We start from the raw sequence: 25,004 nt of genomic DNA on the forward strand, positions 1-25,004 counted from the left end.
GGTGCGGGGTGCAGGTTGCTCTTAAATCACGATTCCGGCGGTTCGGTCGCGAATGCATTGCTTGAAGGGAATCTTTCGCTAGATTCGTTCCATGACCAGTGACGCATCGCACAGTAAAACGCCGCCTGCTGCTCCGGCGGCGGCAACCCGAGCCACGTCCGCCGCGCCGGCGGGCCAGCCGCTGGTGTCCTTGAAGAACGTCAACAAGCACTTCGGATCGCTCCATGTGCTGAAGGACATCAACCTGGAGGTCACCAAGGGCGAAGTGGTGGTCGTGATCGGGCCGTCGGGTTCCGGCAAGTCCACCCTCTGCCGGGCGATCAACCGCCTGGAGACCATCGACGACGGCGAGATCCTGATCGACGGCGAGAAGATGCCGGCCGAGGGCAAGGCCCTGGCCAAGCTGCGGGCCGACGTCGGCATGGTGTTCCAGTCCTTCAACCTTTTTGCCCACAAATCGATCCTGGAGAACGTCACCCTGGGACCGATCAAGGTCAAGGGGATGAAGCAGTCCGAGGCCAAGGAGCTGGCCATGAGCCTGCTCGAGCGCGTAGGCGTGGCCAACCAGTCGCAAAAGCTGCCGGCCCAGCTCTCCGGCGGCCAGCAGCAGCGCGTGGCGATTGCCCGGGCACTGGCGATGAAGCCGAAGGTGATGCTCTTCGACGAGCCCACCTCGGCACTGGATCCGGAAATGATCAACGAAGTGCTCGACACCATGGTGCAGTTGGCCAGCGAAGGCATGACCATGATCGTGGTCACGCACGAGATGGGCTTTGCCCGCAAGGCCGCGGACCGGGTGCTCTTCATGGCCGACGGCCAGATCGTGGAGCAGGCCACCCCGGAAGAATTCTTCACCAACCCGAAGAGCACCCGCGCCAAGGACTTCCTGGGCAAGATCCTCGAACACTGACCCCCACACCTGGCCCTTCACTGACGGAGGGCCGACAACGCAAGGAGAAAACATGCGAAAGACCCGTTATGGAATGGCTGCCATGGCAGCCGGAGCCGCGCTCGTGCTGTCCGCCTGCGGCGGCGGTGGCGGCACCGGCGGCGAAGGCGGCGGCGGCGGCGAGACTGCCGGCGGCGGCACCGGCGGCGGCGAAGGCATCCGCGTCGGCATCAAGTACGACCAGCCGGGCCTGGGCTTTTCCTCCGGCGGCCAGTTCACCGGCTTCGACGTGGATGTAGCCAAGTACGTGGCCAACGAGCTGGGCTACTCGGAGGACCAGATCGAATTCGTCGAGTCGCCCTCGGCCAACCGCGAAAACATGCTCGCCAACAACCAGGTGGACATGATCTTTGCGACGTACTCCATCACCGATGAGCGCAAGCAGACCGTCGACTTCGCCGGACCGTACTTCGTGGCCGGGCAGGACCTGCTGGTCCGGACCGATGACACCGAAATCACAGGCCCGGATGCACTCAACGGCAAGAACCTCTGCTCGGTGACCGGCTCCACCTCCGCCCAGCGCATCAAGGACGAGCACGCTGCCGAAGTGAACCTGGTCGAGCGGCCCAGCTACGCCGAGTGCGTGACCGCCATGCAGGGCGGCCAGATCGACGCGGTGACCACCGACGACATCATCCTGGCCGGACTCGCGGCGCAGCCGAACAACGCCGGCAAGTACAAGGTGGTCGGCAACCCGTTCTCGGAGGAGAACTACGGCGTCGGCCTGCCGAAGGGCTCGGAGCTGTGCGCGGACATCAACGCAGCCATTAACAAGATGGTCGAGGAAGGTGCCTGGGAAGAAGCCCTCAAGAAGAACACCGAGGGTGTGGACTACTCCTACAACAAGGACCTGAACCCGCCGAAGCCGGGCGAAGCCTGCGCCTAGCAACATCCGTTGTGGGGCGGGGCTCTCCCGCCCCACAACATGATCTGCCTCTTCCCACCGAAAGGGGATGGACAGTTTGTCCGAGTATTTCCAGAGCTACCTGACGGCGCTGGAGACCTACGACGTCGTCGGAGCCTTGTGGGTCAATATCCAGCTCGCTTTTTGGGCCGCCCTGGGCTCGTTGGTGCTGGGTACCGTCCTGGCCCTGATGCGTATCTCACCGGTACCCAGCTTCCGCTGGGCCGGCGCGGCGTACGTCAACGTCTTCCGCAACACGCCGCTGACCATCATCATGGTGTTCTGCATCCTGGTGGCGGTCTTCCAGCTCCAGATGAACCTCTCCGGCGATTTCGACTTCAACTTCTTCCTCTGGGCCATCGTCGGGCTGTCCGTCTACCACGCGGCCTTCGTCTGCGAATCCATTCGCAGCGGCGTCAACACGGTGCCCCTGGGACAGGCCGAGGCCGCCCGCGCCATCGGGCTGAGCTTCCTGCCGGCGGCGCGGATGGTCATCCTGCCCCAGGCATTCCGCGGCGCCGTGGCGCCACTGGGCAACACCATGATCGCCCTGACCAAGAACACCACGGTGGCAACGGCGGCGTCGGTCGCCGAATCCGCCGGGCTGATGAAAACCATGATCGAGTTCCGGCCGGATGTCATCATGGCCATTTTCGCGACCTTCGCCATCGGCTTCGTGATCATCGTGCTGCCGATCGGCCTGGTGACCACTTGGCTCTCCAAGAAACTGGCGGTGTCACGATGAACATCAAGCAGAACGTCCTCTTTGACGCGCCCGGCCCGAAGGCCCGTGCGCGGATCATGGTCACCAACATCATCGGCATCCTGCTCTTCCTCGGCGCGGCGATCTTCGTCATCGTCGGATTGAACGACAAAGGCCAGCTGTCATCCGAGCTGTGGACGCCCTTCCTGACCGGCGAGGTCTGGCAGTTCACCATCCTGCCGGGCCTGATCAACACCTTTAAGGCCGCCGCAGTCTCGATCCTCACGTCCGTGGTCTTCGGGTTGCTCTTTGGCGTGGGCAGGCTCGCCTCGAACGGCCCCCTGCGGTGGCTCTGCGGAGTGATCGTCGAACTCCTGCGGGCCGTCCCGGTGCTGCTGATGATGATTTTCTTCTGGCTCCTGTTTGGGCAGCTGAGAATCGGCACCCCCGCCGACATCCCGTTTTACGCGGTCGTGACGGCCCTGACGCTGTACAACGGCTCGGTGATCGCGGAACTGGTCCGCTCCGGCGTGTTCGGCCTGCCCAAGGGCCAGCGTGAAGCCGGGATGGCGATCGGCATGACCCGTGCCCAGTCGTTGCGCAGCATCGAACTGCCGCAGGCCTTGGTGGCCATGCTGCCGGCCCTGGTCAGCCAATTCGTGGTGATCTTGAAGGACTCCGCCCTCGGCTACATCATCACGTACTCGGAGTTGTTGCGGTCGATGCAGATTTACGGCTCCGCCGGCCCGATCCTGCAGTCGCTGACGATTGCGGCCGTCCTCTTCATCGTCGTCAACTTCGCCTTGTCCTGGGTAGCCAACTGGCTCTCCAAGTTCCTGAGCAGCAGAACCGCGGGCGAGACCGCGCCGCTGACCACGCAGCCGATGGCCGTCAAGGTGTGACCGGCTGCCGCTGACCGCCGACAGGGAAGGGGAGGATGCCTGCGCGTCCTCCCCTTCCCTGTTGCCCGGCGGCTGCGCGCCGGCTGCCGCTGACGGTCAGGCCGTCAGCCAGCGGCGCAGCGCCGCCCGGCACTCACGGACGGCCTCCGCGGGCACGTGTTCGTTGTCGGTGTGGGCCAGCAGCGCGTCGCCGGGGCCGAAGTTGACGGCCGGAATCCCGAGCTCGCTGAACCGCGCCACGTCGGTCCAGCCGTACTTGGGCTTCGGCTCCGCCCCCACGGCGGCAACGAATTCGGCGGCGGCGGGATGGTTCAGGCCGGGCCGCGCACCGGCCGCGGCATCCGTGCACACCACCGTGAAGCCCTCCAGCAGGTTCCGCACGTACTGCTCGGCGTCTCCGGGTGTCTTGTCCGGAGCGAACCGGTAATTGATTTCCACCGTGGTGCTGTCCGGAATGATGTTGCCGGCGGTGCCGCCCTTGATCTTCACCGCGTTCAGGCTTTCGCGGTAGTCCAGTCCATCCACCGTGACAGTGGCCGGTTCATGGTCCCGGAGCCGGACCAGGATTTCCGCCGCGGCGTGGATCGCGTTGACGCCCCGCCACGCGCGGGCCGAATGCGCCGCCTGGCCGACCGTGCTCGCCTCGAACCGGGCCGTGCCGTTGCAGCCGCCTTCCACGGTTCCGTCGGTCGGTTCCAGCAGGATGGCGAAGTCGCCCTCCAGCAGCTGCGGGTGGTTGCGCACCAGCCGGCCCAGTCCGCTCAGCGACGCGTCCACTTCCTCATGGTCGTAGAAAACGTAGGTGACGTCGCGGCCGGGCGCCGTCAACTCGGCGGCCAGCGCCAGCTGCACCGCTACCCCGCCCTTCATGTCGGTGGCGCCGCGACCATACAGCACGTCCCCGTCCCACGCCGACGGCACGGTACCGCGGGAGCCGGGCACGGACGGCAACGGTACGGTATCCAGATGGCCGGCCAGGATAACCCGCTCCGGCCGCCCCAGCTGCGTGCGGGCCACTATGGCGTCGCCGTCACGCACCACCTTCAGGTGCGGCAGGGCACGCAAGGCGGCTTCTACGGCGTCGGCGAGGGCGGTTTCGTTGCCGGACACGCTGTTGATGTCGATCAGCGCCGCGGTCAGGTCGGCGACGTCGGCGGTCAAGTCCAGGGCGATGGTGGAAGTCACTCCCCCAGCTTAGCCAGACGTCCGCCTGCGGCCCTTCCCGGCATCACCGGGCCCCGGCGCGCTCGGTAGACTTGCATCCATGACCGCGAGCACCACCGCACAAACCGCGCCCCGCACCGCCCACGGCACCGGCCTGGCCACCGTCACCGACGACGGTACCGTCCTCGACGTCTGGTATCCCGCGCCGGCCCTGGGCCCCGCCCGCGCCGCCCGGGACGCGGCGGATGGCCTCGAGTCCGACGCCGCCGGCGGCGCCGACCCGGACCGTGGCACCCGTCTGGAGGTCCTCACGCGCAGCATCGACCTGGACGCTGCGCCCGCCGACACCGCCGACGCCTACCTCCGCCTGCACCTGCTCTCCCACCGCCTCGTCACACCCAATTCGCTGAACATGGACGGCATTTTCGGGCAGCTGCCCAACGTGGTCTGGACCAACTTCGGCCCGTGCGCCGTGGACGGTTTCGAATCGGTCCGCCGCCGCCTGCGCCGCCGCGGCCAGGTCACCGTCTTCGGTGTGGACAAGTTCCCGCGCATGGTCGACTACGTGGTCCCCTCCGGCGTGCGGATCTCCGATGCCGACCGCGTCCGCCTCGGCGCGCATCTGGCGGCCGGCACCACGGTGATGCACGAAGGCTTCGTCAACTTCAATGCCGGCACGCTGGGCACTTCCATGGTCGAGGGCCGCATCTCCGCGGGCGTCATCGTGGCGGACGGTTCGGACGTCGGCGGCGGCGCCTCGATCATGGGCACGCTCTCCGGCGGAGGGAAGGAACGGATCAGCATCGGCGAGCGCGTGCTGCTGGGCGCCAACTCGGGCGTCGGCATCAGCATCGGCGACGACTGCGTGGTCGAGGCCGGCCTGTACGTCACCGCCGGAACCCGGGTGAGCCTGATCGACGTTGCCACCGGGGACCACCGCCAGGTCAAGGCCGTGGAGCTCTCCGGCATGCCCAATCTCCTGTTCCGCCGCAACTCCACCAGCGGCGCGGTGGAGGTCCTGCCGCGCAAGGGCCAGAGCGTCGAGCTCAACGCGGTCCTGCACGCCAACTAGCAGTTCCGGACCGCCATGTCCCGGCAAGCCCGCGCACGCAGGACACGCAGCCTGCTCAGCCTGATCGTCCTGTTGGCCCTGGTCGGTGGTGCCGCCTACTTCGCCGCCACCTTCATTGACCGTTCCCAAACCCTGGTCCGGGAGCGGTGCACCGCCGTCGTCGGTTCAGACACTTTCGAACTGGCACCGGACCAGGCCGCGAACGCCGCGCTCATCTCCGGGATTGCCATCGGTCGCGGGCTGCCCGCACGCGCCGCGTCGATTGCCCTTGCGACGGCCATCCAGGAGTCGAAGCTGCGCAACATCGACTACGGCGATACGGCCGGTCCCGACTCCCGGGGGCTGTTCCAGCAGCGGCCGTCCCAGGGCTGGGGCACCGAGGAACAGGTGCAGGACCCGGTGTATGCGGCCAACAAGTTTTACGAGGTGCTCGAACAGGTCCCGGGCTACGAGTCCATGCCGGTGACCGACGCGGCCCAGACCGTCCAGCGCAGCGCCTATCCGCTGGCGTACGCAGACCATGAGGCCGAAGCCAAGGCCTTCGCTTCAGCACTGACCGGCCACTCGCCTGCCGCCCTGAACTGTGTGCTCAAGGATGCCGAGGCAGCCGGCGACCCCGCGGCCGTCCTGGCGCAACTGGAGGCAATGCATCCGGGCCTGGACATGGCCGTCGCCGGCCGCGAGGTCCGGGTGGCCGCAGCCGATGAGCGGGGCTGGGCCGTGGCGCAGTGGGCGGTGGCTTCTGCCAAGGAGCTCGGCCTTGAGTCGGTTGCCCATGCGGGCCTGCGCTGGCAGCGTGACGACGGCGGCTGGGTCGGCGCCGATACCGACACCGGCTACGTCGTGATCACCGTGGCGCACGAGTCGGCCACCTGAGCCACCCGCGCGGCTAGACGATGAGTTCGACGATCGGCTGCAGGTAACTGCGGAAGGCACCTTCGTCGTCCATCAGTGTCTGGCACAACAGCACCCGGTCCGGCTCCACAAACCAGGCACGCGGCTCGCACAGCGGCAGTTCGATGAGCTTCAGCTCGAAGGCCCGCGCGGCACGTCCCAGTTCCATTTCCCGGTCCTGGACCAGTTCGCGGATCAACCCGGTAGTGCCCTTGGCCTCACGTTCCTGCGCCAATTTCCCGTACTCGGCCATTCGGGCCCGGGCCCAACTCATCCCGGCGCCGAAGTGGGCCTGCAGCAGCCGCTGCAGCGCGGGGCTGCCGGCGAAGGCGGGAAAGGACGGCGGGGCCAGCTTCGCGGCGTTGCCCGGGCGGTCACGGACCAGGTCCTCCCACCACTTCTCCCACTCGTCCCGCAGCGCCGCCGGGCCGCCGACATGCGCGGTCAGCTGGGTGGGATCGGCGGTGCGGACCGTCGGCAACACCGGCGAGACCCCCGGCCAGCCGGCTCCGGCCAGGCCGGCGACGTCGCGAAGGTAGAGTGCCAGCAGCATATGTCCCGAGGTGTCTGCGGTGATCCGCCACCCCGGCCCACCCGTCTCGTGCATCCTGTCCGCGTCCTTTCGCTCGGACCGACGACGCAGCTCTTCTGCAGTGGCCCCCGCTGCGGGTGCCGCCCGCCGGGTTCCCCCGCTGCCCGTATTTCAACTCTAGACCTTGGTGTCCAGCCCTGTACTGAACCCGCTGCGGACCGTACCGGGGAGACGGGGGGTGAGCTACTAAGCTGGTTGGCATGAGAATTCTGGTCACCGGAGGAACCGGCTTCATCGGCTCGCACACCACGCTCGCCCTGCTGGAGGCGGGGCACGACGTGGTGGTGCTCGACAACCTGGCCAATTCCAGCGAAGAGTCGCTGCGCCGCGTCCAGGAGCTAGCCGGCCGGCAGGCACGGTTCCACCAGGCCGACCTGCTGGACGAGGCCGCGCTGAACCGGGTGCTGGAGGCCGAATCCGTGGACGCCGTGATCCACTTTGCCGGCTTGAAGGCCGTCGGCGAGTCCGTCGAAAAACCCTTGCACTACTACCACAACAACGTGGGCGGCACGCTGAACCTGCTCCGCGCGATGGACGCCCACAACGTCCGCACCATCGTTTTCAGTTCCTCGGCCACCGTGTACGGCGCCACCGAGGAAGTGCCGCTGACCGAGAAGCTTCCGCTGGACGCGATCAATCCCTACGGCCGGACCAAGGAACAGATCGAGGACATCCTGTCCGATCTGGGCGATTCCGACCCGCGCTGGCACGTGGCCCTGTTGCGCTACTTCAACCCCGTCGGCGCGCATGAAAGCGGGCGGATCGGCGAAGATCCGACGGGCGTGCCGAACAACCTGCTGCCGTTCGTGGCGCAGGTGGCCGTGGGCCGCCGGGACAAGGTCCGCGTCTTCGGCAGCGACTACCCGACGCCGGACGGTACCGGCGTGCGCGACTACATCCATGTGATGGACCTGGCGGCCGGACACCTGGCGGCCCTGGACTTCATTGCCGACCGGCCCGGCGTCCGCCGCTGGAACCTGGGCACCGGCAAGGGCTCGTCCGTGCTGGAGGTGCTCGCCGCGTTTGGAAAGGCCGCGGGATTCGACATCCCCTACGAGCTGACCGACCGGCGCCCGGGCGACGCCGCCATCAGCTATGCCGATCCTTCGGCCGCGTTGGCCGAGCTCGGCTGGTCCGCCGTCAAGAACCTCGAGCAGATGTGCGAAGACCACTGGCGCTGGCAGAAGAACAACCCGAAGGGCTACGCCGGCTGACCAAACGGTGTCCGCCTGAAGCAAAACGAACGGCCCCCGGATTGCTCCGGGGGCCGTTGGCATTAAGGCGTGCTCCGCCGTCGTGCTAGCGGGCCGGGTACTCGCGCTCCTGCGCACCCGTGTACAGCTGCCGGGGGCGGCCGATCTTGGTCTGCGGATCCTTGATCATTTCCCGCCACTGGGCGATCCAGCCGGGCAGGCGGCCGATGGCGAACAGCACGGTGAACATCTTCTCCGGGAAGCCCATGGCCTTGTAGATCAGCCCGGTGTAGAAGTCCACGTTCGGGTACAGCTTGCGCTCGATGAAGTAGTCGTCCGCCAGCGCCTTCTCTTCCAGGCGCATGGCGATGTCCAGCAGCTCGTCGTTGCCGCCGAGCTTGCCCAGGATCTCGTGCGCGGTGGCCTTGACCAGGCGGGCGCGCGGATCGTAGTTCTTGTAGACGCGGTGCCCGAAGCCCATCAGGCGCACGCCTTCTTCCTTGTTCTTGACCTTTTCCATGAACTGCTCCGGGGCCTGGCCGCTGGCCTGGATCTGGCGGAGCATGTTCAGCACGGCCTCGTTGGCGCCGCCATGGAGCGGACCGAACAGGGCGTTGATGCCGGCGGAGACGGACGCGAACATGTTGGCGTTGGAGCTGCCCACCAGGCGCACGGTGGACGTGGAGCAGTTCTGCTCGTGGTCTGCGTGCAGGATCAGCAGCAGGTCCAGCGCCTTCACCACGGTCGGGTCCAGCTCGTAGGGCTCGGCCGGCAGGCCGAAGCTCAGGCGCAGGAAGTTCTCCACCAGGTTCATGGAGTTGTCCGGGTAGAGCAGGGCCTGTCCGATGGACTTCTTGTGCGCGTAGGCGGCGATCACGGGGAGCTTGGCCATCAGGCGGATGGTGGAGAGTTCCACCTGCTCGTCGTCGAACGGATCCAGCGAGTCCTGGTAGAAGGTCGACAGGGCGCTGACCGCGGAGGAGAGCACCGGCATCGGGTGTGCGTCGCGCGGGAATCCGCCGAAGAAGCCCTTGAGCTCTTCGTGCAGCAGGGTGTGGCGGCGGATTTTCTGGTCGAAGGCTTCCAGCTCGGTGGGGGTGGGCAGTTCGCCGTAAATCAGCAGGTAGGACACTTCGAGGAAGCTCGAGTGCTCGGCCAACTGCTCGATCGGATAGCCGCGGTAGCGGAGCACACCGGCGTCGCCGTCGATGTAGGTGATCGCGGAGGTGGTCGCCGCAGTGTTCATGAACCCCGGGTCGAAGGTGACCGCGCCGGTCTGCTTCAGCAATTTGGATACGTCGTAGCCGTCGTTGCCTTCGGCGGCCTTGAGCCGTGGGAGTTCGAGTTCGCCGCCGTCGAAGTGCAGCTTGGCACCGGTCTGCTCAGTCATTGAGTCCCCTTCAGGAGGTTTGGAAGCTTACGGCACGCCGGCGCTTGTGGCACTGAGCATGCACATACTCGGGTAAAACGCTACCCGTAGAGTCACGGATATATCTAATCCGGGACATATATTTTTGTTCATATCCACAGTCAGGCGCCGTCGGCCCCGGATCAGGAAAGCCGTTCGACGGCGGCGTCGATCCGTTCGTCGCTGCCGGTCAACGCAACCCGGATGTAGCTGTTTCCGGCCTCGCCGTAGAACACGCCGGGACCGATGACAATGCCCAGCCCGGCAAGACGGCCCACGGTGGTCCATGTATCTTCCCCCGCGGTCCCCCACAAATACAGGCCGGCCTCGGAATGGCGGATCTGCACGCCGAAATTCTCCAGCGCCGGCAACAGCCGCTCGCGCCGGCTCCGGTACAGGTCCTTCTGCTCCTGGACGTGCGCGTCGTCGCGCAGGGCGGCGCGCATCGCGGCCTGGACCGGGAACGGCACGATCATGCCCGCATGCTTGCGGCTGTTGATGATGTTCGGCATCAGCGCCGGGTCTCCGGCCAGGAAGGCGGCACGGTACCCGGCGAGGTTGGACTGCTTGCTGAGCGAGTAGGCGCACAGCAGGCCCTCGTGCGTGCCCTGCGCGACGTACGGATCGAGCACGCTCGGCACGGCCTGCCCGCCGCGGGCGGTGTCCCAGGCGCCCCAGCCGAGCTCCGCGTAGCATTCGTCGGAGGCGACGACGGCGCCCAGGCTGCGGGCGTCCTCCACCAGGGTGCGCAGTTCCGCCCGGTCGCGCACCAGGCCGGTGGGGTTGCCCGGCGAGTTGACCCACACCAGTTTCACCCGGCTCCTGGTCTGCGCATCCAAGTCCGCCAGGTTGTCGGCCGCCACCGGGGTCGCGCCGGCCAGGATGGCGCCGATGTCGTACGTCGGATACGCCACGACGGGGCGCACCACGACGTCGCCGGCCCCGAGTCCCAGCAAGGTGGGCAGCCAGGCGACCAGTTCCTTCGAACCGACGGTGGGCATGACCGCTTCCGGATCCATCCCGGGAACGTTTCGACGGCGCCCGAACCACTCCACGATCGCTTCCCGCAGTTCGGCGGTGCCGTGCGTCGTCGGGTAGCCCGGGGCGTCGGCGGCCGCGGCCAGGGCCTCCCGCACGACGGCCGGAGTGGGGTCAACCGGCGTGCCGATGGACAGGTTCACCGCGCCGCCCGGGTGTTCGGCCGCTTTTTGCGCGTAGGGCGCCATGGCGTCCCACGGGTAATCCGGCAACTGCAGGCCGAAAGAAGCCATCGAGGTCAGTCTTGGTTCTGCGGCGGCAGCGCGGCGATCAGCGGGTGGTCCTTGTGGGTATTGCCCAGCTTGGCGGCACCGCCCGGGGAACCCAGATCGTCGAAGAACTCCACGTTGGCCTTGTAGTAGTCGGCCCACTCCTCGGGAGTGTCATCTTCGTAGTAGATGGCTTCGACCGGGCAGACCGGTTCGCACGCGCCGCAATCGACACATTCATCCGGGTGGATGTACAGGGACCGTTCTCCTTCGTAGATACAGTCCACCGGGCATTCTTCGATACATGCCTTGTCTTTTACATCCACGCACGGCTGTGCGATTACGTACGTCACGTCCGTCAGCACCTTTCTGAACAGTTCCCTCTAGCGTATCGGTTGGGACCATTATCTCCCCAGCCGGGGACGGCCCACCTAAGATGGTCACGTGATACCCGCTACCCCCGCCGCGTTTCTCGCCGCAGCAGCACCGGGAACACGCGTGGTGGTCCGCTACCGAATCGAGGGCGGCTTCACGGACGTGCTCGGCGAGCTGCTGGCCGTCGATGCCGACAGCTGCACGGTGGGCACCCGGCGCGGCGACGTCGTCGTTTCGTTGTCGGCCGTGGCCGCGGCCAAGCAGGTGCCGCCCGCCCCGCCGCGGCACCGCCCGCGCGCCGGCGGTCAGCCCTCGTAGCTGTCTGGCAGTTTCCGCAGCGCCCACAGGGGTGAGAACAGCACGGGCGCCGCGGCGAGCGCGGACCCGGCCGCACCGATCCACAGGGTGGGCACCAACCCGATGGTTTCGCCCAGCACGCCCGCCAGCAGCCCGGAGAGCGGCAACACGCCGTACACCACGAACCGGATCGAGGCGTTCATCCGCCCGAGCAGCCGCGGCGGGCAGACCCGCTGGCGCATCGTCACCTGCATCACGTTGTAGACCAGGGAGCAGAAGGAGACACCGGCCTCGGCGACGATCAGCAGGAGCAGCGCCGAGGCGGTATCCGGCATCAGCGCCGACAACGGCATCGCCGCCAGGAAGACCGCCGACGCGACGCTCGCCAGCGGAATCAGCGCCCCTTCGCCGGTCAGCTTCGCCAGCTTGGGCGCCGCCACCGCGCCCAGCAGCCCGCCGGCCGCGGCGACCGAATAGACCAGCCCCAGCGGGCCCGGGCCCAGGCCCAGTTCGCGCAGCACCAGGATGGGAAACAGCGTGAAGGCCAATCCGGCGAAGAAATTTGTCAGGCCCGTGCACGCGGCTATCCGGCTGATCAGCGGATGCCGCACCACGAAGCCAAGCCCTTCCCTGATTTCCACCACGAGCGGCCGCCGGCCGTGCCGCGGCGCAGGCACTTCGCGGTCTGCGGTGCGGACCAGGAACAGGGCCGAGAAAAGATAGCCGAGCGTGTCCGCGAGGAACAGCAGCGGAGCCGCCATCACCTGCAGCAGGCCGCCGCCCGCGGCGGGTCCGCCCATCCTCGCCAGCTGCGCGGTGCTCTCCAGCTTGGAGTTCGCCGACGCCACCTGGTCGCCGCGCACCAGGACCGGGATGTAGCTCTGGTAGGCCACGTCGAAGAACACCGTGGCGCAGCCGAGCACGCCCGCCACCGCATACAGGTGCCACATTTGCAGCACGCCCATCCACCACAGCAGCGGCACGGACAGCATGGCGGCGGCTCGGACCAGGTCGGCCGTGATCATGACCCGCCGCTTGAGCCAGCGGTCCACCCAGGCGCCCGCGGGCAGGCCGATCAGCAGGAAGGCAGCGGTGGCGCTGGCGTTGAGGACACCCACCTGGAACTCGCTGGCCCCGAGAACGATCACCGCGAGGACCGGGACGGCCAGTTGGCCGACCTGGACCCCGACCTGGCTGATCGTCTGCGCCGACCAGAAGGTGAGGAAGTTCGGGTCCCGCCACAACGACGGCGGCGCGCCGCCCGGGCGGGCAGCGTCGGCTGCCGGGGCGGTTCCGGAGCCCCGTGGAGCGGGTGCCTGAGTCACAGGTCACAGTCTCGGGCAGCGATTGGGGAAAGTCAATCATTAGGCACCTGGTGTCGTATGCTGGAGACATGCCTACGGACCAGGACCTGCAAGCCACCGGGCGGGCGCTCAGCTCCCCGGTACGGCTGCGCATTCTCCGGCTCTGCCTCCACCGGTCGCGGACCAACAAAGAGATCGCGGAACTGCTCGGCTTGAATCCGGCCACCTCGCTGCACCACGTGCGCACGCTGCTCAACACCGGGTTCCTGGAGGCCGAGGAACCGCGAAAGGGCAACCGGGGGGCCAAGGAAGTCCCCTACCGCGCCACCCGGATGTCCTGGGGCGCGAAGATGCCGGACGCGGCACCGGTGCTGGTAGAGACCTTCCTGCAGGAAATCGACGGCCTGGCCCCGGACGAGATCGAAACCACCCGGATGGGCATCAAACTCAACGACGCTCACCGCCAGGAGATGCTGGGAAAGATCCGCGCAATCTTCGAGGAATACGCGATGTTGCCCGCCGACGAGGACGGGACCGCAACCTCGATCTTCATGGCCCACCATCTGGACCAAACGGCGAATTGACGCCCGGCGCGCGGACGGCCCGAATCAGGCCCCGGCCCGCCGCGGCTTGAGCACCCAGGCGCAGGCCAGCAGCGCCACGACGGTGGCGAACACCAGTCCGATCATCCAGATCCGGCCCGCCACGGCGATCGGCAATTCCACCGCCGCGGTGGTCCCGGTGACGATCAGCGGCTCGGCGCCGGGGGCCAGCGCCATCAGTCCGACGAGGACGTACGAGAGGACACCCGTCAGGCCGGCGATCAGGACGTTGTGCGTCTTGAGCCCGGCCCAGACCATCACCGCCAGGGCGAACAGCAGGGCCGCCGCGGCGCCCCACGGATACCCGGACTCCCCGGCATAGAGAATCTGCGAGTGGAGGGCCGTTCCCGCGACCGCCGTCACCACCGCGCCGAAGACAGCCGTGCCCCACCCGTGAAAGGCGGGACGCCGCCGTCGTGCCGCGCGCCGTTCGGGGCCCTGGCCCGAAACAGCGGAAGGCAACCCGCCGTGGTCTCCGGCGGGTTGCCTCTGCTCTGTCATAGGTCCAGTTTATGCCCGGGCGCGCGCACGGGCGGCCTTGAGCCGCTCGTTGGCATCCAGGACCACCTTGCGGATGCGGATGGACTCCGGGGTGACCTCAACGCACTCGTCCTCGCGGGCGAATTCGAGGGACTCCTCCAGGGTCAGGTTCCGCGGCGGGGTGAGGTTTTCGAAGCTGTCGGAGGAAGCGGCACGCATGTTGGTGAGCTTCTTTTCCTTGGTGATGTTCACGTCCATGTCGTCCGCCCGCGAATTCTCGCCCACGATCATGCCTTCGTAGACCTCGGAGGTGGGCTGGACGAAGAAGGAGCCGCGTTCCTGCAGGTTGATCATCGCGAAGGGCGTGACCACGCCGGCCCGGTCGGCCACCATCGAACCGTTGGTGCGGTACTCGATCGGCCCGGCCCAGGGCTCGTAGCCCTCGGAGATGGACGCGGCGATGCCGGCGCCCCGGGTTTCGGTCATGAACCGGGTGCGGAAACCGATCAGGCCGCGGGCCGGGACAATGAACTCCATCCGGACCCAGCCGGTGCCGTGGTTGGCCATGTTGACCATCCGGCCCTTGCGGGCGGCCAGCAGCTGGGTGACGGCGCCGAGGTACTCTTCGGGCACGTCGATGGTCATGTGCTCCATCGGCTCGTGCACCTTGCCGTCGATGGTCTTGGTGACCACCTGGGGCTTGCCCACGGTCAGCTCGAACCCTTCGCGGCGCATCTGCTCCACCAGGATGGCCAGCGCCAGCTCGCCGCGGCCCTGGACCTCCCAGGCATCCGGGCGCTCGGTCGGCAGCACCTTCAGCGAGACGTTGCCCACCAGTTCCTTGTCCAGCCGGTCCTTGACCTGGCGGGCGGTGACCTTGGCACCCTTGACCTTGCCGGCCAGCGGCGAGGTGTTGATGCCGATGGTCATCGAGATGGCCGGATCGTCCACCTTGATGAGCGGCAGCGGCTGCGGGTTTTCGGCGTCGGTCAGGGTCTCGCCGATGGTGATGTCCTCGATCCCGGCGACGGCGACAATCTCGCCGGGGCCGGCGGATTCGGCCGGCACGCGGGAGAGTCCCCGGGTGGCCAGGAGTTCGGAAATGCGCACGTTCTTCAGCTGGCCGTCCTGGCGGGCCCAGGCCACGGTCTGCCCCTTCTGCAGGGTGCCGTTGTAGATGCGCAGCAGCGCCAGGCGGCCCAGGAAGGGTGAGGCGTCCAGGTTGGTCACGTGCGCCTGCAGCACGCCGTCGGGGTCGTAGGACGGGGCCGGGACATGCTCCATGATGGTGGCGAACAGCGGCTCCAGGTCCTCGTCCTCCGGCAGGGTACCGTCGGCGGGCTGGGTCAGCGAGGCGCGGCCGGCCTTGCCGGAGGCGTAGACAACGGGAACGTTGAGGACGGCGTCCAGGTCCAGATCGGGGACTTCGTCGGCAAGGTCGGAGGCCAGGCCCAGCAGCAGGTCCATCGATTCGGCGACGACGCCGTCGATCCGTGCGTCCGGACGGTCGGTCTTGTTGACCACCAGGATGACGGGGAGCTTGGCGGCCAGCGCCTTGCGCAGCACAAAACGGGTCTGCGGCAGCGGGCCCTCGGACGCATCGACCAGCAGGACCACGCCGTCCACCATGGACAGGCCCCGCTCCACCTCGCCGCCGAAGTCGGCGTGCCCGGGAGTGTCGATCACGCTGATGGTGATGGTCTCGCCCTGGGCGGACGGGCCGGAGTAGAACACGGTGGTGTTCTTGGCCAGGATGGTAATGCCCTTTTCACGTTCCAGTTCCCCGGAGTCCATGACGCGCTCTTCGGTTTCGCCGTGGCTGGCGAAGGCACCGGTGTGCTTCAGCATGGCATCCACGAGGGTGGTCTTCCCGTGGTCGACGTGGGCTACGATGGCGACGTTGCGAAGGTCGCTGCGAACGGCGCTCTGCGTCGATGCGGTGGTTTCAGACATGCGGGATTACTCTTCCGTGGATTACATGGAACCTGGGCCTAATATCGGACAGCCAGCGCCGTGCCCGGATGCGGGTAGGCACTCCATTGTAATCCGCAACGCCACCCATGGCCTAACGCGGCCCGGAGCCGGGGCCGGCGGCGGGCTGGAGTCCTGGGGTCAGGCCACCTCCGGCGGCAGCTCCAGGCTCGCGCCGGGAATGGCGGCCAGCAGCTCCTGCGTGTACCGCTGCTGCGGGGAGTCGAAGACGTTGTCCGTGGTGCCGGCCTCCACCACCTTCCCCTTTTCCATCACGGTGACGTGGTCGGCGATCTGCCGGACCACGGCCAGGTCGTGCGTGATGAACAGGTAGCTCAGGCCCAGGTCCTGCTGCAGGCCGGCCAGCAGGTCCAGGATCTGGGCCTGCACCAGCACGTCCAGCGCGGAGACCGCCTCGTCGCAGATCACCACCTCGGGGTCCAGCGCCAGCGCACGGGCGATGGCGACGCGCTGGCGCTGGCCGCCGGAGAGCTCGTTCGGGAACCGGCGCATGGCGGACGCCGGAAGCGCCACCTGGTCCAGCAGCTGCCGGACCTTGGCTTCGCGGCTCTTGCGGTCCCCGATGTTGTGCACGCGCAACGGCTCCTCGATGGTGCGGAAGATGTTGTACATGGGGTCCAACGACCCGTAGGGATCCTGGAAGATCGGCTGGACCCGCCGGCGGAAGGCAAGCAGGGCCTTGGCGTTGAGGGCGGTCATGTCCACGCCGTCGAAGACAATGTGGCCGCTGGTCGGCGACTCGAGGTTCAGGACCATCTTTGCCACGGTGGACTTGCCGGATCCCGACTCCCCCACCACCGCCATCGTGGTGCCGCGCTTGATATTGAAGGACACGTTGTCCACCGCGGTGAAGTCGGCGGACTTCCCAAACCCGCTGCGCAGCTTGAAGACCTTGGTCAGGCCCTTGACTTCAATGACGTTGTCGATGGATGTGGCCTCCTGCCCGACCGGTGCCAGCAGATCCGAGGTTTCGATGCCGGCGGCCTTCGCCGACTGGATACGCCGCGACGCCAGGGACGGCGCCGACTCAACCAGCCGTCGCGTGTAGGGGTGGCGCGGATTCTGCAGAATCTGCAGGGCGGGACCCGACTCCACGACCCGGCCCTTGTACATCACCACCACCTTGCGGGCACGCTCGGCGGCCAAACCCAGGTCATGGGTGATCAGTAGGACGGCGGTGCCGAGGTCCCGGGTCATTGATTCCAGATGGTCCAGGATCTGGCGCTGCACCGTCACGTCGAGGGCTGAGGTCGGTTCGTCGGCGATCAGCAGCCGCGGCCGGCACGACAAGCCGATGGCGATGAGGGCGCGTTGGCGCATGCCGCCGGAAAATTCGTGCGGGAACTGCCGCGAACGGCTGGCGGCATCGGGCAGCCCCGCCTCTGCCAGGACGTTCGCCACCGCGGCATTGTCGGAGGGGAGCCCGTTGGCCCGCAGCGTCTCCCTGACCTGGAAGCCGATCTTCCACACCGGGTTGAGGTTGGACATCGGGTCTTGGGGCACCATGCCGATCGAATTGCCGCGCAGTTCCACGATCCGCTGGCTGCTGGCGCCGGCCAGGTCTTCCCCGGCGAAGACGATCTGGCCGCCGGAGACCCGGCCGTTTTCCGGGAGCAGCCCGATAGTCGCCAGCGCCGTGGTCGACTTGCCCGAGCCCGATTCGCCCACTATGGCCACGGTCTCCCCCGGCATGACCGTCAGATGGGCGTCTTTGACCGCTTCCACGTCCCCGGTGGACGTTCGAAACGTAATCGCCAGGTCCTTGATCTGCAGCAGGGGCGCGGCGTCGTCGACCTCGCGGATGTGCGTCATCGCTTCCTCGCCTTCGGATCGAGTGCATCGCGGAGGGCGTCACCGAGCATGATGAAGCTCAGCACGGTGACGGACAGCGCCAGCGCCGGCCAGAGCAGGCTGGCCGGGTTGGAGCGCAGCGACACCTGGGCCGTGGAGATGTCATTGCCCCAGGACATCACGTCGGGCGGCAGCCCGATGCCCAGGAAGGACAGAGTGGCCTCGGCGACGATGAAGATGCCCAGGTTCACGGTCACCACCACGATGACGGGCGCCAGCGAGTTGGGGATGACGTGCTTGACCAGGGCGGCGACCCTGGAAACGCCCAGCGACCGGGCCGCCGTGACGAAGTCGGCGTTGCGCACGGAAATGACGGCACCCCGGGTGATGCGGGCCACCTGCGGCCAGCCGAAGACCACCAGCGTGATGACCACTGTCCAGACGTTGCGGTTGGCCCGGAACAACGGCAGCTGCATGATGATGATGGCGCCCAGGATCAGCGGCAGCGCGAAGAAGACGTCGCCGATCCGGGCGATCACCGCATCCAGCCAGCCGCCGTAGAAGCCGGCAATGGCACCGAGCGTCCCGCCGATTAGCAGTGCGCCGAGCGTGGCGAAAATACCCACCGTCAGAGATGCCTGGGTCCCGTAGATGATGCGCGAATAGACGTCGCATCCCTGCTTGGTGAACCCCAGCGGGTGCCCGGGCGCCGGTCCGCCGTCGGAATTGGCCAGCAGGCAATTTTGCGCCGGCGGAGTCTGTGTGAAGAGCCCCGGGAAGAGCGCCACGACAATCACCAGCAACAGCAGCAGCGCCGAGATGATGAAGAGCGGTTGGGTCCGCAGGTTGCGCCACGCTTCGGCCCACAGGCTGAGCGGCTGGACATCCTCGTCGACTTTGTCGGTGGCCAGCACCGGAGTTTCGTCCAGGGGCGCAACGAAATGCTCGATGGCCGGGTTGTCGCGTTCCAGCGGTTCTCTAGGCATAACGGATCCTCGGGTCGAGCCAGGCATAGAGCACGTCCACCAGCAGGTTGGCCAGAATGTAGACGAGCACGAGCACGCTGACGATGGACACGATGGTGGGGCCCTCGCCCCGCAGCACGGACTGGTACAGTCGCTGGCCGACGCCGGGGACGTTGAAGATTCCCTCGGTCACGATCGCCCCGCCCATCAGGGCTCCGAGATCGGCGCCCAGGAACGTCACGACCGGAATCATGGAGTTCCGCAGGATATGCACGACGACGACGCGCGGCCGGGATAATCCCTTGGCCATCGCGGTGCGCACGTAGTCGGCGTTCATGTTCTCGATGATCGATGTTCGGGTCAGGCGCAGCACGTAGGCCAGCGACACTAGGCCCAACACGACGGCCGGGAGGATCAGGTCGGACCAGCCCGCTTGGGCGCCCACTGTGGGTCTGGCCCAGCCGAGCTTGACGCCGACGAGGAACTGCAGGACGAATCCGAGGACGAAAATCGGGATCGCTATGACGATCAGCGAGGCGACCAATACGGTCCCATCGAACATCCGGCCCTTCCGCAGACCGGCGATCAAACCGAAAAGGATGCCGAAGACGGCTTCGAAGACCAGCGCGAGGATGGCCAGCCTGACCGTAACCGGGAAGATTTGGGCCAGCACCTCGGCAACAGGCCTGCCGGAGAAGTCGTTGCCGAGATTGAAGGTGACGAGGTTTTTCAGATAGAGGACGTACTGGATGAGGAACGGCTGGTCCAGGTTGTACTGCGCCCGAAGCTGGGCGGCCACCGCTGGGTTGACGGCGCGGTCACCGAACAGTGCCTGGATGGGATCGCCCGGAAGCGAAAAAACGAGGAAATAGACCAGGAACGTGGCGCCAAAGAACACCGGGATCATCTGCAGGAAGCGCCGGAAGATGTACCAGAGCACTAGCTTCCTCCTTGCGCCCTGCGTGCCGCCAAGTGATGGATCATCAACCCTGCCTCTCGCTGGGGGGTCAGGTTTGGGGCGTTGCGGGGCCCGGCCACGGCCCGGCCCCGCAGCGCCTCGGGGTCACTTGCCGGTGATCTGGTGGTAAATCGGCACCCCGTTCCAGGCGGTGTCCACGTCCTGCACGACGGAACTCCAGCCGACCTGCCGGACCTGGTACCACAACGGGACGACAGGCAGGTCCTCCATCAGGATCTCCTGCGCCTCGTTGAAGATCTGGTTGCCCTCTTCCGGCGTGGCCGCCCCCAGCCCCTCGCGCAGCTTCTGGTCGAACTCCTTGTTCGAGTAGTCGCCGTCGTTGGATCCAGCCCCGGTGCCGTACAGCGGGCCGAGGAAGTTGTACAGCGACGGGTAGTCGGCCTGCCAGCCGGCACGCGAGGCGCCGGTCATCTCCTTTGCCGTGACCTTGGTCCTGAGCTCGGGGAAGGTGGCGTAGGACTCGAACTGGGCGTCTATGCCGAGCACGTTCTTCAGGCCGTTAGCGACTGCTTCGATCCATTCCTTGTGGCCGCCGTCGGCGTTGGAAGCGATGGTGAACGTCCTGTCGCCCCACGGTTCGATCTTGTCGGCTTCCGCCCACAGCCGCTTGGCTTCCTCCTCGTTGTACTGCAGCACTTCGTTGCCCGGGATGCTCTCGCTGTAGCCCGTGAGCACGGGGGCCGTGAACTCGGTGGCCGGCTGCCGCCCGCCCTGGAAGATCACCTGGGTGATCTCGTCCCGGTTGATCGCCATGGAGATGGCCTGGCGCCGCAGATGGCCGGCCTCGCCGGTCCATTCTTCCAAGTACTGCGGAATGACGATGGTCTGGTTGCCGGCATAGGGCTTCTCCAACCAGCGGCCCTCGCCGAGGTCGGTCTTGAAGTTTGCCAGCGCGCTCGGCGGGATGGTGTCGAGCACGTCCAGGTTGTCCGAGAGCAGGTCCTGGTAGGCCGCCTCAAAGGACGAATAGAACTTGAACGTGATCCCGCCGTTCTGCGGGGTCCGGGTGCCCTGGTAGTCCGGGTTCGGCACCAGTTCGATCTGCACGTCGTGCTGCCACGCGCCGTCACCGGCCAGCATGTAGGGTCCGTTCCCGACCGGGTTCTCCCCGAAGGCCTCCATGTCCTCGAAGGCCACGGGCGGCAGCGGCGCGAACGCCGTGTAGCCCAGGCGCAACGGCCAGTCCGATTCGGGCTGTCTCAACGTCACGTTGAAGGTCGTGTCATCGACGACCTTGAGCCCGGACATCTCCTTCGTGGTCGCGCCCTCGGAGCTGACCTCGTCGTATCCTTCGATGCTTTCGAAGAAATAGGCGCTCAGCTGGGCGTTCTCGACGGCGGCACCGTAGTTCCAGGCGTCCACGAAGGAGCTGGAGGTGACCGGGTCACCGTTGGTGAACGTCTGGTCCGGCTTCAGGGTGATCGTGTAATTCTGCGAGTCTTCGGTCTCGATGGATTCCGCTACCGCGTTGACCGGTTTGCCCTCGGGATCGTAGCTGATCAGGCCTTCGAAGATGAGGTCTATCACGCGGCCGCCGCCAACCTCGTTGGTGTTGGTGGGGACCAGCGGGTTTTGCGGCTCCGTGCTGTTGGCCGTGATCACCGCTTCGGCGTTGCCGTCGCCGCCGCCCTCCGTGCCACCGCCTCCGCCACCGCCACCGCCGCAGGCCGTCACCGCGAGCGCTGCCGCGGCTGCCAGTCCAACCAGTCGGGATGTTCGAGCGAAACGCATGCCGCCTCCTCAGGTACCGTGCTCCATCCGGCGGCTTGTGACGCCGGACCGGTCCGCGCCGGCATGGTTCGCAGCCGGGCGGGCTCAGGTGGCACCAGCATATGCGCCAACTGTGACGCTGATAACAGGCCTTGCTTCCAATTGGGTTGCAATTTGCCGAAAAGGGATGCTAAAAGCGGCCGCTGCCGAGGTTTCGGTCGGGGACACGGCCACGTACCCGGCGGGGCGCCGGCGACGGCCCGGGTCGCGGGCCTCTCAGGAGAGCTCGGCGAGCTTGGCCTTCCAGTAGGCACGCCAGTGGTCAAGCTGCTCGGTCGACTCGAGCCGTTCATGCTGCACGCCTACCGAGGACTTGCCTGACGGCTTTTCGTAGATATGCACGCTGACCCGGGAGCCGTCGGCCAAGCCGCAGCGCCAGTACCGCCACTTGGCGGTGTCGCTTAACTCTGGCCCGCGGGTGACCGCGATGCCCGAGAATTCCTCCGCGCCGCCAACCACGGCAACCCACTTGTTTCGCGCCTCGTCCATGCTTCCGGTGACGGTCTTGCTCACCGAGGTTTGGAACTCCCCGTCGCAGTCCTGGCCGGGCTGGCGCCGGCCGATCTGCTGTTCGTAGGCGACGGTGGCCGTTTGCGCCCACCAACCGTCCGCGAGCCCCGCCTCGTGCAAGGCAGCGGCGATGTCCTTGTGGCTCAGTTCCTTGGCACCGATGCCGGCCAAGAACTCCTCCACCTCGGACCAGCTGACGCCAATGCCCTTTTCGATCGCCTCGATGTTCATGCTGCGTACCACTAACACTCCTGGATTGCGCGATGGCCGGCCGCGCCGTCGTTGCACCGCGCCGGCCAGGGGCGGCTGAGCCCCCGCCGCCATTTCATCATGGGCGGGGAGCCCGGCACTATGTAGGGCGGAATGGCGGGTCAGTCGCCGCCGGCGAGCAGCTGGGCGCGGAGTTCGCGGCGCTCGCGCTGCTTCTCCGGATCGGGCAACGGTACTGCCGCCAGCAGCCGCTGGGTGTACAGTTCCTGCGGGTTGCGCAGGATCTCGTCGCGGGTGCCCTGCTCAACGATCCGGCCGTGGCGCATGACGCAGATCCGGTCGGCGAGCACGTCGATGACGGCCAGGTCGTGGGTGACAAACAGGCAGGCGAAGCCCAGTTCCTGCTGCAGGTTCTGGAACAGGTCCAGCACCGTGGCCTGGACCGACACGTCCAGTGCGGAGGTGGGCTCGTCCGCCACCATCAGCTTCGGTTCCAGCGAGAGCGCCCTGGCAATGCCCACGCGCTGCTTCTGGCCGCCGGAGAGTTCGTGCGGATAGCGGTTGCGGTACGCGCGCGGCAGCTCCACCTGGTCCAGCAGCGCCTCGATCTTCCGCTGCAGCGTGGCGCCCTTGGCGACGCCGGCGAGGTACATCGGTTCGCCGATGCTCTCGCCGATCGGCAGCCGGGGATTCAGCGAGGACGACGGGTCCTGGAACACCATGCCCACGTGGCGGCGCAGCGCGTGCAGCTGCTTGGGCCGGGCGCCGGCGATCTCGTGGCCCACCACGCGCAGGGAGCCCTCCGCGACCGGCAGCAGCCCGACGGCGGCGCGGCCGATCGTGGTCTTGCCCGATCCGGATTCCCCGACCAGGCCGACCACCTGTCCGGGATAGATGGACAGGTTGGCCCCCTCCACGGCGCGGAAGGCAGGCACCCGGCCCTGTTTGGGATATTCGATGGCCACGTTGGTCAGCTGCAGCACGGGGTCGCCCTTGGTCGACTCATCGCGTGCCTGCGCCAGGGCTTCGGCGTTTTCGCGTTCGCGCCGCTGCAGCTCGGTCTCGTCAATGCTCAACGAGACACCGGTCGCGGCGGCCAGCGCCGCCGTGAGGTCGACTTCCGTTCCGTCCTCGGGACGCCCGCCCAGGTGGGGCACGGCGGCCAACAAGGCCTGCGTGTATTCGTGCCGGGGGTTGTTGAAGATTTCCATCGCGGTGCCGGTCTCCACGATGCGGCCGCGGCGCATCACGGCGATCTTGTCGGCCAGGTCGGCCACCACGCCCATGTCATGGGTGATCAGCACGATGGCGCTGTCCAGCTTGTTGCGCAGGTTGCGCATCAGGTCCAGGATCTCGGCCTGCACGGTGACGTCCAGGGCGGTGGTGGGCTCGTCGGCGATCAGCAGTTTGGGGTCGCAGGAGAGCGACTGGGCGATCATGGCGCGCTGACGCTGGCCGCCCGAAAGCTGGTGCGGATAAGACCGGAAAGCCTTTTCCGGGTCGGGCAGCTCGACCAGCTCGAGCAGCCGCAGCGCCCGCTGCCGGGCCTCATCGGGCGAGATGGCGTTGTGCAGCCGCAGCGTTTCCACGATCTGGAACCCGATCGTGTACACGGGGTTCATCGCCGTCATCGGTTCCTGGAAAATGACGGCGACGTCGTTGCCGCGCACCTGCCGGAGCTTCGCGCTGCTGAGGCCCAGGATCTCGCGCCCGTTGAGCTTGACGCTCCCCGTGACGCGGCTGTTGGACGGCAGCAGGCCCAGCAGCGCCATGGAGCTGGCGCTCTTGCCGGAACCGGATTCGCCCACAATGGCCAGGACTTCGCCTGCCTTGACGTCATAGCTGAGGTTGATGGCGGCGGGCACCCACTCCTTGTCCACGCCGAAGTCCACGCTGAGGTTGGTGACCTCCAGGACGGGTGCTGCGCCGCCGGCCGTCTCCAGATCTCCTGCCGGCAGCGTCGGATCGATGATTTCAGTCATAGCTGGTCTTTCCCTTCCAACCTGTCGCAGTTGGTTGATGCTAGTGGAGAACTGGTACCCGGGCCTGAAACTATGGGGTCATGACAACGTCTGCTGCCGCCGGCTCCAAGGTCTTCCGTCCGCGCTCCGCGACCTGGTTCACGGGTATCGTCTGGGCGATCGTGGCGGTCAGCCTGGCGTCCTCGGTGCTCACGCACGGCCCGGGCAGCCTGCTCGTCTCCTGGCCGCTGCTCACTATCGCCTATCTGACCTGGTGGCTGGCCTGGTATCCCGCCGTCGTGATTGGCGACGACGGCGTGGTGCTGCGCAACCCGGTGCGCACTGCCTCCGTGCCCTGGGCAGCACTGGCGACGGTCGACACCAAGTATGCGCTGACCCTGGTCACCCCGCGGGGGAAGTACACCTCGTGGGCCGCGCCGGCTCCCGGCATGTTCGGCGTCCACCGCGCACGCGCCGACCACGTCCAAGGGCTTCCGGAGACCACCTACGGGCCGGCGCAGTCGGTCCGGCCGGGCGATCTCGCCAACACCGATTCCGGGGCAGCCGCGTACTACGTGCGCAAACGCTGGGCGGAGCTTCTGGCTGCGGGCCGCATCAGCATCGGAGATGCCGACAACGTCCCGGTGGGACGGACGCCGAACTGGGCGGTGCTCGCCGTCGGGACGGTGCTCGCGGTGCTCAGCGTCGTGACGCTGGCCCGCTGAGCCGGGCCCCAAGTG

At 67.1% G+C, this 25,004-nt stretch carries 24 protein-coding genes; 10 read left to right on the plus strand and 14 right to left on the minus strand.

Going from position 1 to position 25,004, the window contains the following annotated elements; genetic code table 11:
• The first annotated feature begins 91 nt into the window (after window positions 1–91).
• The 4 genes from AC5RVD_RS09225 to AC5RVD_RS09240 all read left to right on the plus strand — a co-directional run bounded on the left by AC5RVD_RS09225 (window position 92) and on the right by AC5RVD_RS09240 (window position 3,458).
• Window positions 92–910: an amino acid ABC transporter ATP-binding protein gene (locus tag AC5RVD_RS09225; protein ID WP_494112998.1), complete on the plus strand. Its 819-nt coding sequence runs from the start codon at window positions 92–94 to the stop codon at window positions 908–910.
• 52 nt (window positions 911–962) lie between these two features.
• Window positions 963–1,835, plus strand: coding sequence for a glutamate ABC transporter substrate-binding protein (locus AC5RVD_RS09230; RefSeq protein ID WP_494121705.1), 873 nt, complete (start codon window positions 963–965; stop codon window positions 1,833–1,835).
• A gap of 67 nt (window positions 1,836–1,902) precedes the next feature.
• The gene (locus AC5RVD_RS09235; RefSeq protein WP_494121706.1) at window positions 1,903–2,598 is read left to right on the plus strand and encodes an amino acid ABC transporter permease; all 696 of its coding nucleotides are present in this window, start codon (window positions 1,903–1,905) and stop codon (window positions 2,596–2,598) included.
• On the plus strand, window positions 2,595–3,458 hold the full coding sequence (locus AC5RVD_RS09240; protein WP_494049653.1) for an amino acid ABC transporter permease: 864 nt from the start codon (window positions 2,595–2,597) through the stop codon (window positions 3,456–3,458). The genes AC5RVD_RS09235 and AC5RVD_RS09240 overlap by 4 nt, the downstream gene beginning before the upstream one ends.
• Window positions 3,459–3,554: 96 nt before the next feature.
• On the opposite strand, the gene dapE is transcribed toward AC5RVD_RS09240, so the two are convergent.
• Window positions 3,555–4,643 (minus strand): succinyl-diaminopimelate desuccinylase, encoded by a 1,089-nt coding sequence (gene dapE / locus AC5RVD_RS09245; protein ID WP_494126768.1) that lies wholly within the window; start codon window positions 4,641–4,643, stop codon window positions 3,555–3,557.
• A 79-nt stretch (window positions 4,644–4,722) separates the two neighbouring features.
• Here dapE and dapD point away from each other — a divergent pair, with 79 nt between their 5' ends.
• On the plus strand, window positions 4,723–5,694 hold the full coding sequence (gene dapD, locus AC5RVD_RS09250; protein WP_494126769.1) for a 2,3,4,5-tetrahydropyridine-2,6-dicarboxylate N-succinyltransferase: 972 nt from the start codon (window positions 4,723–4,725) through the stop codon (window positions 5,692–5,694).
• A gap of 15 nt (window positions 5,695–5,709) precedes the next feature.
• Entirely contained in the window at window positions 5,710–6,570 is an 861-nt protein-coding gene (locus AC5RVD_RS09255) for a hypothetical protein (RefSeq protein ID WP_494126770.1), read from the plus strand.
• Window positions 6,571–6,583: 13 nt separating this feature from the next.
• Here the strand turns inward: AC5RVD_RS09255 and AC5RVD_RS09260 are convergent, their stop codons facing one another.
• Window positions 6,584–7,195: a hypothetical protein gene (locus tag AC5RVD_RS09260; protein WP_494112992.1), complete on the minus strand. Its 612-nt coding sequence runs from the start codon at window positions 7,193–7,195 to the stop codon at window positions 6,584–6,586.
• Between the two features lie 185 nt (window positions 7,196–7,380).
• Here AC5RVD_RS09260 and galE point away from each other — a divergent pair, with 185 nt between their 5' ends.
• Window positions 7,381–8,394, plus strand: coding sequence for a UDP-glucose 4-epimerase GalE (galE, locus tag AC5RVD_RS09265; RefSeq protein ID WP_494126771.1), 1,014 nt, complete (start codon window positions 7,381–7,383; stop codon window positions 8,392–8,394).
• Window positions 8,395–8,479: 85 nt separating this feature from the next.
• On the opposite strand, the gene AC5RVD_RS09270 is transcribed toward galE, so the two are convergent.
• The 3 genes from AC5RVD_RS09270 to fdxA all read right to left on the minus strand — a co-directional run bounded on the left by AC5RVD_RS09270 (window position 8,480) and on the right by fdxA (window position 11,381).
• The gene (locus AC5RVD_RS09270; RefSeq protein ID WP_493989068.1) at window positions 8,480–9,763 is read right to left on the minus strand and encodes a citrate synthase; all 1,284 of its coding nucleotides are present in this window, start codon (window positions 9,761–9,763) and stop codon (window positions 8,480–8,482) included.
• Window positions 9,764–9,924: 161 nt separating this feature from the next.
• Window positions 9,925–11,052 (minus strand): succinyldiaminopimelate transaminase, encoded by a 1,128-nt coding sequence (dapC, locus tag AC5RVD_RS09275; RefSeq protein ID WP_494126772.1) that lies wholly within the window; start codon window positions 11,050–11,052, stop codon window positions 9,925–9,927.
• Window positions 11,053–11,057: 5 nt separating this feature from the next.
• Window positions 11,058–11,381, minus strand: coding sequence for a ferredoxin (gene fdxA / locus AC5RVD_RS09280; RefSeq protein ID WP_127511272.1), 324 nt, complete (start codon window positions 11,379–11,381; stop codon window positions 11,058–11,060).
• 91 nt (window positions 11,382–11,472) lie between these two features.
• Between fdxA and AC5RVD_RS09285 the strand changes: the two genes are divergently transcribed.
• Entirely contained in the window at window positions 11,473–11,721 is a 249-nt protein-coding gene (locus AC5RVD_RS09285; protein ID WP_494126773.1) for a putative acetyltransferase, read from the plus strand.
• Here the strand turns inward: AC5RVD_RS09285 and AC5RVD_RS09290 are convergent.
• Window positions 11,709–13,025, minus strand: a complete 1,317-nt coding sequence (locus AC5RVD_RS09290) for an MFS transporter (RefSeq protein ID WP_494126774.1) — start codon at window positions 13,023–13,025, stop codon at window positions 11,709–11,711. The genes AC5RVD_RS09285 and AC5RVD_RS09290 overlap by 13 nt on opposite strands.
• A gap of 68 nt (window positions 13,026–13,093) precedes the next feature.
• On the opposite strand from AC5RVD_RS09290, the gene AC5RVD_RS09295 reads away from it, so the two are divergent.
• The gene (locus tag AC5RVD_RS09295; protein ID WP_494112988.1) at window positions 13,094–13,588 is read left to right on the plus strand and encodes an ArsR/SmtB family transcription factor; all 495 of its coding nucleotides are present in this window, start codon (window positions 13,094–13,096) and stop codon (window positions 13,586–13,588) included.
• A 24-nt stretch (window positions 13,589–13,612) separates the two neighbouring features.
• Here AC5RVD_RS09295 and AC5RVD_RS09300 read toward each other — a convergent pair whose 3' ends face one another.
• The 8 genes from AC5RVD_RS09300 to AC5RVD_RS09335 all read right to left on the minus strand — a co-directional run bounded on the left by AC5RVD_RS09300 (window position 13,613) and on the right by AC5RVD_RS09335 (window position 24,285).
• Window positions 13,613–14,107, minus strand: a complete 495-nt coding sequence (locus tag AC5RVD_RS09300) for a hypothetical protein (RefSeq protein WP_494126775.1) — start codon at window positions 14,105–14,107, stop codon at window positions 13,613–13,615.
• Window positions 14,108–14,116: 9 nt separating this feature from the next.
• The gene (gene typA, locus AC5RVD_RS09305) at window positions 14,117–16,039 is read right to left on the minus strand and encodes a translational GTPase TypA (protein WP_493989062.1); all 1,923 of its coding nucleotides are present in this window, start codon (window positions 16,037–16,039) and stop codon (window positions 14,117–14,119) included.
• Window positions 16,040–16,198: 159 nt separating this feature from the next.
• Entirely contained in the window at window positions 16,199–17,890 is a 1,692-nt protein-coding gene (locus tag AC5RVD_RS09310) for a dipeptide ABC transporter ATP-binding protein (protein ID WP_494126776.1), read from the minus strand.
• On the minus strand, window positions 17,887–18,855 hold the full coding sequence (locus AC5RVD_RS09315) for an ABC transporter permease (protein WP_494112984.1): 969 nt from the start codon (window positions 18,853–18,855) through the stop codon (window positions 17,887–17,889). Before AC5RVD_RS09315 ends, AC5RVD_RS09310 begins: the two co-directional genes overlap by 4 nt.
• Complete coding sequence (locus tag AC5RVD_RS09320) at window positions 18,848–19,774, minus strand: ABC transporter permease (RefSeq protein WP_494112983.1); 927 nt, start codon at window positions 19,772–19,774, stop codon at window positions 18,848–18,850. The genes AC5RVD_RS09315 and AC5RVD_RS09320 overlap by 8 nt, the downstream gene beginning before the upstream one ends.
• Window positions 19,775–19,897: 123 nt before the next feature.
• Complete coding sequence (locus AC5RVD_RS09325) at window positions 19,898–21,544, minus strand: peptide ABC transporter substrate-binding protein (RefSeq protein WP_494112982.1); 1,647 nt, start codon at window positions 21,542–21,544, stop codon at window positions 19,898–19,900.
• Window positions 21,545–21,799: 255 nt separating this feature from the next.
• On the minus strand, window positions 21,800–22,336 hold the full coding sequence (locus AC5RVD_RS09330; RefSeq protein WP_494126777.1) for a hypothetical protein: 537 nt from the start codon (window positions 22,334–22,336) through the stop codon (window positions 21,800–21,802).
• A 128-nt stretch (window positions 22,337–22,464) separates the two neighbouring features.
• Complete coding sequence (locus tag AC5RVD_RS09335; RefSeq protein ID WP_494126778.1) at window positions 22,465–24,285, minus strand: ABC transporter ATP-binding protein; 1,821 nt, start codon at window positions 24,283–24,285, stop codon at window positions 22,465–22,467.
• A gap of 80 nt (window positions 24,286–24,365) precedes the next feature.
• Here AC5RVD_RS09335 and AC5RVD_RS09340 point away from each other — a divergent pair, with 80 nt between their 5' ends.
• The gene (locus AC5RVD_RS09340) at window positions 24,366–24,989 is read left to right on the plus strand and encodes a PH domain-containing protein (protein WP_494126779.1); all 624 of its coding nucleotides are present in this window, start codon (window positions 24,366–24,368) and stop codon (window positions 24,987–24,989) included.
• Window positions 24,990–25,004: the final 15 nt, after the last annotated feature.

The organism is Arthrobacter sp. THG-b23, assembly GCF_059091265.1.

Coding starts and splice junctions, on each gene's coding strand:
- AC5RVD_RS09225 (WP_494112998.1), top strand. CDS start 92: ATGACCAGTGACGCATCGCACAGTAAAACGCCGCCTGCTGCTCCGGCG.
- AC5RVD_RS09230 (WP_494121705.1), top strand. CDS start 963: ATGCGAAAGACCCGTTATGGAATGGCTGCCATGGCAGCCGGAGCCGCG.
- AC5RVD_RS09235 (WP_494121706.1), top strand. CDS start 1,903: ATGGACAGTTTGTCCGAGTATTTCCAGAGCTACCTGACGGCGCTGGAG.
- AC5RVD_RS09240 (WP_494049653.1), top strand. CDS start 2,595: ATGAACATCAAGCAGAACGTCCTCTTTGACGCGCCCGGCCCGAAGGCC.
- dapD (WP_494126769.1), top strand. CDS start 4,723: ATGACCGCGAGCACCACCGCACAAACCGCGCCCCGCACCGCCCACGGC.
- AC5RVD_RS09255 (WP_494126770.1), top strand. CDS start 5,710: ATGTCCCGGCAAGCCCGCGCACGCAGGACACGCAGCCTGCTCAGCCTG.
- AC5RVD_RS09260 (WP_494112992.1), bottom strand. CDS start 7,195: ATGCACGAGACGGGTGGGCCGGGGTGGCGGATCACCGCAGACACCTCG.
- galE (WP_494126771.1), top strand. CDS start 7,381: ATGAGAATTCTGGTCACCGGAGGAACCGGCTTCATCGGCTCGCACACC.
- AC5RVD_RS09270 (WP_493989068.1), bottom strand. CDS start 9,763: ATGACTGAGCAGACCGGTGCCAAGCTGCACTTCGACGGCGGCGAACTC.
- dapC (WP_494126772.1), bottom strand. CDS start 11,052: ATGGCTTCTTTCGGCCTGCAGTTGCCGGATTACCCGTGGGACGCCATG.
- AC5RVD_RS09295 (WP_494112988.1), top strand. CDS start 13,094: ATGCCTACGGACCAGGACCTGCAAGCCACCGGGCGGGCGCTCAGCTCC.
- AC5RVD_RS09300 (WP_494126775.1), bottom strand. CDS start 14,107: ATGACAGAGCAGAGGCAACCCGCCGGAGACCACGGCGGGTTGCCTTCC.
- typA (WP_493989062.1), bottom strand. CDS start 16,039: ATGTCTGAAACCACCGCATCGACGCAGAGCGCCGTTCGCAGCGACCTT.
- AC5RVD_RS09310 (WP_494126776.1), bottom strand. CDS start 17,890: ATGACGCACATCCGCGAGGTCGACGACGCCGCGCCCCTGCTGCAGATC.
- AC5RVD_RS09315 (WP_494112984.1), bottom strand. CDS start 18,855: ATGCCTAGAGAACCGCTGGAACGCGACAACCCGGCCATCGAGCATTTC.
- AC5RVD_RS09325 (WP_494112982.1), bottom strand. CDS start 21,544: ATGCGTTTCGCTCGAACATCCCGACTGGTTGGACTGGCAGCCGCGGCA.
- AC5RVD_RS09335 (WP_494126778.1), bottom strand. CDS start 24,285: ATGACTGAAATCATCGATCCGACGCTGCCGGCAGGAGATCTGGAGACG.
- AC5RVD_RS09340 (WP_494126779.1), top strand. CDS start 24,366: ATGACAACGTCTGCTGCCGCCGGCTCCAAGGTCTTCCGTCCGCGCTCC.